Source organism: Streptomyces sp. NPDC006551, from assembly GCF_040611675.1.
In the GTDB taxonomy this organism is placed as follows: domain Bacteria; phylum Actinomycetota; class Actinomycetes; order Streptomycetales; family Streptomycetaceae; genus Streptomyces.
On record NZ_JBEXOT010000020.1, the window covers coordinates 117,895 to 123,894 of the forward strand.

The 6,000-nt window shown below is 73.2% G+C and carries 6 protein-coding genes; 3 read left to right on the forward strand and 3 right to left on the reverse strand.

Annotated features, from left to right (window positions below; genetic code table 11):
• Positions 1 to 3 precede the first annotated feature (3 nt).
• The 3 genes from ABZY12_RS19715 to ABZY12_RS19725 all read right to left on the reverse strand — a co-directional run bounded on the left by ABZY12_RS19715 (position 4) and on the right by ABZY12_RS19725 (position 3,152).
• Positions 4 to 930 (reverse strand): 1-phosphofructokinase family hexose kinase, encoded by a 927-nt coding sequence (locus tag ABZY12_RS19715; RefSeq protein ID WP_356891929.1) that lies wholly within the window; start codon positions 928 to 930, stop codon positions 4 to 6.
• 114 nt (positions 931 to 1,044) lie between these two features.
• A complete protein-coding gene (gene nagA, locus ABZY12_RS19720) occupies positions 1,045 to 2,190 on the reverse strand; it encodes an N-acetylglucosamine-6-phosphate deacetylase (protein WP_356891931.1) in 1,146 nt (381 codons plus the stop codon).
• Positions 2,190 to 3,152, reverse strand: a complete 963-nt coding sequence (locus ABZY12_RS19725) for an ROK family protein (protein ID WP_356891933.1) — start codon at positions 3,150 to 3,152, stop codon at positions 2,190 to 2,192. Before ABZY12_RS19725 ends, nagA begins: the two co-directional genes overlap by 1 nt.
• Before the next feature lie 217 nt (positions 3,153 to 3,369).
• Between ABZY12_RS19725 and ABZY12_RS19730 the strand changes: the two genes are divergently transcribed.
• Genes ABZY12_RS19730 through otsB form a run of 3 tightly spaced genes read left to right on the forward strand, consistent with a single transcriptional unit; the run spans position 3,370 to position 5,910 of the window.
• Positions 3,370 to 4,641 (forward strand): extracellular solute-binding protein, encoded by a 1,272-nt coding sequence (locus tag ABZY12_RS19730; protein ID WP_356891935.1) that lies wholly within the window; start codon positions 3,370 to 3,372, stop codon positions 4,639 to 4,641.
• Positions 4,642 to 4,651: 10 nt separating this feature from the next.
• Positions 4,652 to 5,044, forward strand: a complete 393-nt coding sequence (locus ABZY12_RS19735) for a DUF3263 domain-containing protein (RefSeq protein ID WP_356891937.1) — start codon at positions 4,652 to 4,654, stop codon at positions 5,042 to 5,044.
• Positions 5,045 to 5,067: 23 nt separating this feature from the next.
• On the forward strand, positions 5,068 to 5,910 hold the full coding sequence (gene otsB / locus ABZY12_RS19740) for a trehalose-phosphatase (protein ID WP_356891939.1): 843 nt from the start codon (positions 5,068 to 5,070) through the stop codon (positions 5,908 to 5,910).
• The last annotated feature ends 90 nt before the right edge of the window (positions 5,911 to 6,000 follow it).

Consider the following 6,000-nt stretch of genomic DNA (forward strand, 5'->3'; position numbering starts at 1 on the left):
CTCCTATGCCGCCTCGGCCTGCTCCCTCACCGTCACCCGGGGCAGCAGCTCCTCGTACGCCGACCGGTCGAACTCGCCCGCCACGGGGGAGAGCACCGTCGCGGCCGACAGGGCGACCGCGCGGGCCAGGCGGTCCGGCCACGGCAGGCCGTCGATCAGGCCGGAGAGCAGGCCCGCGACGGCCGAGTCGCCGGCGCCGGTCGGGTTGCCCTTCGCCGGCGCCGGGGGAGCCGCGCGCCATACGCCGTCGGGGGTGGCGGCCAGCATGCCCTCCGGGCCGAGCGAGGAGACCACCGCGCGGGCTCCCCGCCGCCGGGCGTCCTGTGTGGCGCGGCGCGGTTCGCGGGAGCCGGTGAGCTGGGCGAGCTCGTCGGCGTTCGGCTTCACCAGGTCGGGGCGGGCGGCGATACCGCGCCGCAGCGGCTCGCCGCTGGTGTCGAGCAGGACCGGGACACCGGCGCCCCGGGCGAGCCTGATCAGCTCCGCGTACGCGCCGACATGGATGCCAGGCGGCAGGCTGCCGCACAGGGCCACCGCCTCGGCGCTCCGGAGCAGTTCGGCGTACCGGCCGGTGAGGGCGGCCCACTCGGCCGGGCCGATGGTGGGGCCGGGCTCGTTGAGCTGGGTGGTGTCGCCGCTCGCCGCGTCGACGACGGCGACGGTACGACGGGTGGGGCCGGCGGTCGGGACCAGCGCGTCGGTCAGGGGCAGATGCGTGAGACGGGCCCGCAGGACCTCGCCGGTCGGGCCGCCCGCGAACCCGGTGACGACGGTCTCGTAGCCGAGGGCGGCCAGGACGCGGGCGACGTTGAGGCCCTTGCCGCCGGGGCGTTCGATCACCTGGGTGACGCGGTGGGAGGCGTGCGGGGTGAGGGCCGGCACGCGATAGGTGAGATCCAGTGCCGTGTTGAGGGTGACCGTGAGAATCACCTGCCGTACCCCCGTACCCCGTAGAAGCTCGTAGAACGCGCCCTGATCATGCCAAACGGAAGGCGGTTGGCCCAGACCCCCGGTCGACCGCCTTGCGTCCTGTCCGGGTCGGGATCAGGCCAGGTGCGGCTCGACCACCCAGGCGCCCTTGCGCATCACGCCCTTGAGGTCGAAGTTCTCGTCGAGGACGACCAGGTCGGCGTCCTTGCCGGGCTCCAGCGAGCCGACTCTGTCGTCGATGCCGAGCAGGCGGGCCGGGTTGGCGGAGATGGCCCGGACGACGGACTCGACCGGCAGCCGGTCGACGGTCACGGCGCGCTTGAACGCCCGGTCCAGGGTGAGGGTGGAGCCCGCGATGGAGCCGCCCTCGACCAGCCGCGCCACGCTGTCCTTCACCTCGACCTCCAGCGTGCCGAGCATGTAGCGGCCGTCACCGAAGCCGGCGGCGTCCATCGCGTCCGTGATGAAGGCGACCCGGTCCGGGCCGGCGTGATGGAACGCCAGCTCCAGGGCGGCCGGGTGCAGATGCGTCCCGTCGTTGATCAGCTCGACGGTGATCCGCTCGTCCTCCAGGAGCGCGGCGATCGGTCCGGGCGTGCGGTGGCCGAGGCCGGGCATCGCGTTGTAGAGGTGCGTGGCGACGGTGGCGCCCGCGTCGATGGCCTCGACGGTCTGCTCGTACGTCGCGTCGGTGTGGCCGATCGCGGCGATCACGCCGTGCTCCGCGAGAAGGCGTACGGAGTCGATGCCGCCGGGCAGCTCGGTGGCGAGCGTCACCATCCTGGCCTGGCCGCGCCCCGCGTCGACCAGCTTGCGGACCTCGGCCGGGTCGGGGTCGCGGAGCAGCGTCTCGTCGTGCGCGCCCTTGCGGCAGGGGGAGATGAACGGCCCCTCGAAGTGGAGGCCGGCGATCTCGCCCTGCTCGGCCAGCTCGGAGAGGAGTCCCGCGCGCCGGCCGAGGAAGTCCATGTCGCCGGTCACGAAGGACGCCACGGTGGTGGTGGTGCCGTGCAGGCGGTGGGTGTGGACGCCCTTGAGGACCTCGTCGACCGTGCCGGAGGTGAAGGAGGCGCCGCCGCCGCCGTGGTTGTGCGTGTCGACGAAGCCGGGGACGACCCAGTGGCCGGTCAGGTCGAGGGCGGGGGTGCCTTCCGGCGCGCTGCCGGAGATGCGGCCGCCTTCGACGATCACGCGTCCGTTCTCGACGATTCCGGTCGGCAGCACGACGCGCGCGCCGGCGAGAACTGTGCGATCGGCCATCAGGCGGATACCTCCGAGTCGGACTCGCTGTGGGTGCGGCTGTCGAGGGAGAGAAGGTCCCAGGCGAGAAGGCCCGCGCCCAGGCATCCGGCGGTGTCCCCCAGGGCCGCCGGGACGATGGCGGGCAGCTTCTGGAAGGTCACTCGCTCCTCCACCGCGGCTCGCAGGGGTGTGAACAAGGTTTCCCCGGCCTCGGCGAGACCGCCACCGATGATGAGCGTGCGGGGGTCCAGCAGGGTGAGCGCGGTGACCAGGCCGTCGGCGAGGGCGTCGACGGCGTCCTGCCAGACCCGTACGGCCGTGGGATCGCCGGACTCGACCGCCTTGGCGCAGTCGGCGGCGTCCGCGTCGGGGTCACCGGAGGCGGCGGCCCAGGCGAGGGAGACCGCGGAGGCGGAGGCGTACCGCTCCAGGCAGCCGCGCTGGCCGCAGCCGCAGTCGGTGCCGCCGGGGCGGACGACGATGTGGCCGATCTCGCCGGCGTAGCCGTGGGCGCCGGCCTCGATCGATCCGCCGATGCCGATGGCGCCGGCGATGCCGGTGCCGAGCGGCACGAAGAGGAAGCGGTCGGCGCCGTTGCCGGCCCCGATGCGGCCCTCGGCGAGGCCGCCGGTGCGCACGTCGTGGCCGAGGGCGACAGGGACTCCGTCGAGGCGCTCGCTGAGCAGGGCGCGCATCGGGACGTCGCGCCAGCCGAGGTTGGCGGCGTAGACGGCGATGCCGTCATCGGCGTCGACGATGCCGGGGACGGCGACGCCGGCGGCCGCGGCGGGCTGCCCGTACCGCTCCAGGCCGTGGGCGCGCAGCTCGGCGGCGAAGCCGAGGATGGTCTCGACGACGGCCTCGGGACCACGCTCCCGTCCGGTCGCGCGGCGCGCCTCGTGGAGCAGGGTGCCGTCCGCCCCGACGAGGGCGGCCTTCATGCCGGTGCCGCCCACATCGAGGGCGATGACGTGTCTCACGGGGGACAGTGTCGCCCGGGAACCGCAGAAAGGTCTAGTCCACTGGGCGGGATTGTTGTGCGGGCATACAAAAGGCGGAATCCGTGCGGGGGTGCGGCTCCGCCGCCGGGGCGCCCGCGACGAGCGATGCCGAAGCGATACCCCAGTGGTGTAGACCTTATGCTTTTCCTCCTGTGAAAATCACAGCTCGACGACGAGCAGAGGGTGGGACAACGCTGTGCAGCGGCGACTCCTTGGACTGACCGCGACCATCGCCGCGCTGGGCCTGACCGCGGCGCTCTCCGGCTGTGGCCTCACCGGCGACGAGTCCGGCGACGTGACCCTGAAGCTGGTCGCCGCCGACTACGACCTCACCGGCGGCGACACCACCAAGAAGTACTGGGACGGTCTCACCGCCGCGTACGAGGCCGAGCACCCCGGGGTGAAGGTCGACGTCCAGATCGAGTCGTGGAACGACGTCGACCGCAAGGTCGCCGAGATGGTGAAGGCCGGCCAGGCGCCCGACATCGCGCAGATCGGCGCGTACGCCGACTACGCCGCGGCCGGCGCGCTCTACTCCGCCGACGAACTGCTCTCCATCCCCGTCCAGGCCAACTTCCTCGCCCCGCTGACCGCCGCGGGAGAGACCAAGGGAACGCAGTACGGTCTGCCCTTCGCCGCCTCCACCCGGCTGCTGTTCTTCAACGAGGAGCTCTTCGAGGAGGCCGGCGTCACGAAGGCGCCGACGACCTGGGCCGAGCTCGCCGCCGCCGCGCGCAAGCTCGAGAACGACGACGTCCCGTACCCCTTCGCCCTGCCGCTCGGCCCCGAGGAGGCGCAGGCGGAGACCATGATGTGGCTGCTCAGCGGTGGCGACGGATACACCGACGCCACCGACCGCTACAAGATCGACTCCGAGCAGAACGTCAAGACCTTCGACTGGCTGCGGACGAACCTGGTCGAGAAGGGTCTGACGGGCCCGATCGCGCCGGGGAAGCTCAACCGCAAGGAAGCCTTCGCCGCGTTCGCGCGGGGCGAGGTCGGCATGCTCAACGGCCACCCGTCGCTGATGCAGGAGGCGGAGAAGAAGGGCGTCAAGGTCGGCAAGATCGCCCTGCCCGGAGTGGACGGCAAGGCCAAGGCGTCCATGGGCGTCGCCGACTGGATCATGGGCTTCAAGCAGAACGGCCACCGCGAGCGGATCGGCGACTTCCTGGACTTCGTCTTCAGCGACGCCAACGTGCTCAAGTTCGCCGGGGACAACGATCTGCTGCCGCCGACCGTCAGCGCGTACGCCACGATGCAGGCCGAGCCCGAGCACCGGAACCTGCGCGAGTTCCTCAAGGAACTGCCCAACTCGCAGCTGCCGCCGGTCGGCAAGACGTCCTGGGCGCGGGTCAGCGAGAACATCAAGCAGAACATCGGCAAGGCCGTGGCGCCCGGGGCGAAGGCGTCGGAGGTGCTCGGGAAGATCGCACGGGACGCGACGGCCGCCGAGAGCGCGGAATAAGTTGGGTCGTATGACCAGCGATGAGGAGCCGGGGACCGGGCGCGGCGAGCAGCCGGGCGCGTCCCGCGGCGAGGAGCCCGGGGCCGGTGGGCGCGGACTCGGTGAGCAGTCGGGCGCGTCCCGCGGCGAGGAGCCGGGGGCCGGTGGCCGCAGCGTCGGCGAGCCGGGTGCCGGTGACCCCGGCCTCGGGGAGCGGGAGCGGGCCGTGCTCGCGCTGGAGCGCCGATCCTGGCCCGGGCCCGGCGCCAAGGAGCGGGCCGTTCGTGAGCGGCTCGGCCTGTCGCCCGTCCGCTACTACCAGTTGCTCAACGCCCTCCTCGACGACCCGCGCGCCCTCGAACACGACCCGGTGACCGTCAACCGGTTGCGCCGGGTTCGTGCGGAGAAGGAGCAGCGCCGCTGAGGCTCCCTGGGTAGGGTCGTCCCATGGTCAGTCTTCCGCACCCGACCACGCCCGCCGGCCGCGACGGCCTGGCCGCGCTCCTCGCGCGGCCCGAGAAGGCCGTCGTCGCCCTCGACTTCGACGGGACGCTCGCCGAGATCGTCCCCGACCCCGAGCAGGCCCGCGCCCACCCCGGCGCCGTCCCCGCCCTCGCCGCACTGGCCCCCCGGATCGCCTCGATCGCGGTGGTGACCGGCCGGCCGGCGGGTGTGGCGGTACGGTACGGCGGCTTCGCGGGCGTCCCGGGCCTCGAACACCTCGTCGTCCTCGGCCATTACGGCGCCGAACGCTGGGACGCGGTCACCGGCACCGTCCAGGCCTCCGCACCGCACCCCGGCGTGGCCGCCGTCCGCGCCGAACTCCCGGGCTTCCTGGACCGCGTCGGCGCGTGGCCGGGCACCTGGATCGAGGAGAAGGGCCGCGCGGTCGCCGTCCACACGCGCCGCGCCTCCGATCCCCAGGGCGCCTTCGAGGCCCTCAAGGACCCCCTCGGGGACCTGGCGGCCCGCCACGGCCTGGTCCTCGAACCCGGCCGCATGGTCCTGGAGCTGCGCCCGCCGGGCATGGACAAGGGCGTGGCGCTCGCGGAGTACGTACGGGAGGTGGGCGCGGGTTCCGTCCTGTACGCGGGCGACGACCTGGGCGATCTTCCGGCCTACGCGGCCGTGGAGAAACTCCGCTCGGACGGCACCCCGGGCCTGCTGGTGTGCAGCGGCTCCGCGGAGGTCACCGAACTCTCCGACCGCGCCGACCTCTCGGTTCCGGGCCCGGCGGCGGTGGTCCGTTTCCTGGCGGACCTGGCGGAGGCGGTACGAGAGACCGGCTGAGACGCGTAGGGCGCGCCCCCGCCTGACAGCGGGGGGGCGGCCGAGCGGCCGTCGGCAATAAAGGCACCGCTGGCTGGAGGTAGTGAACAG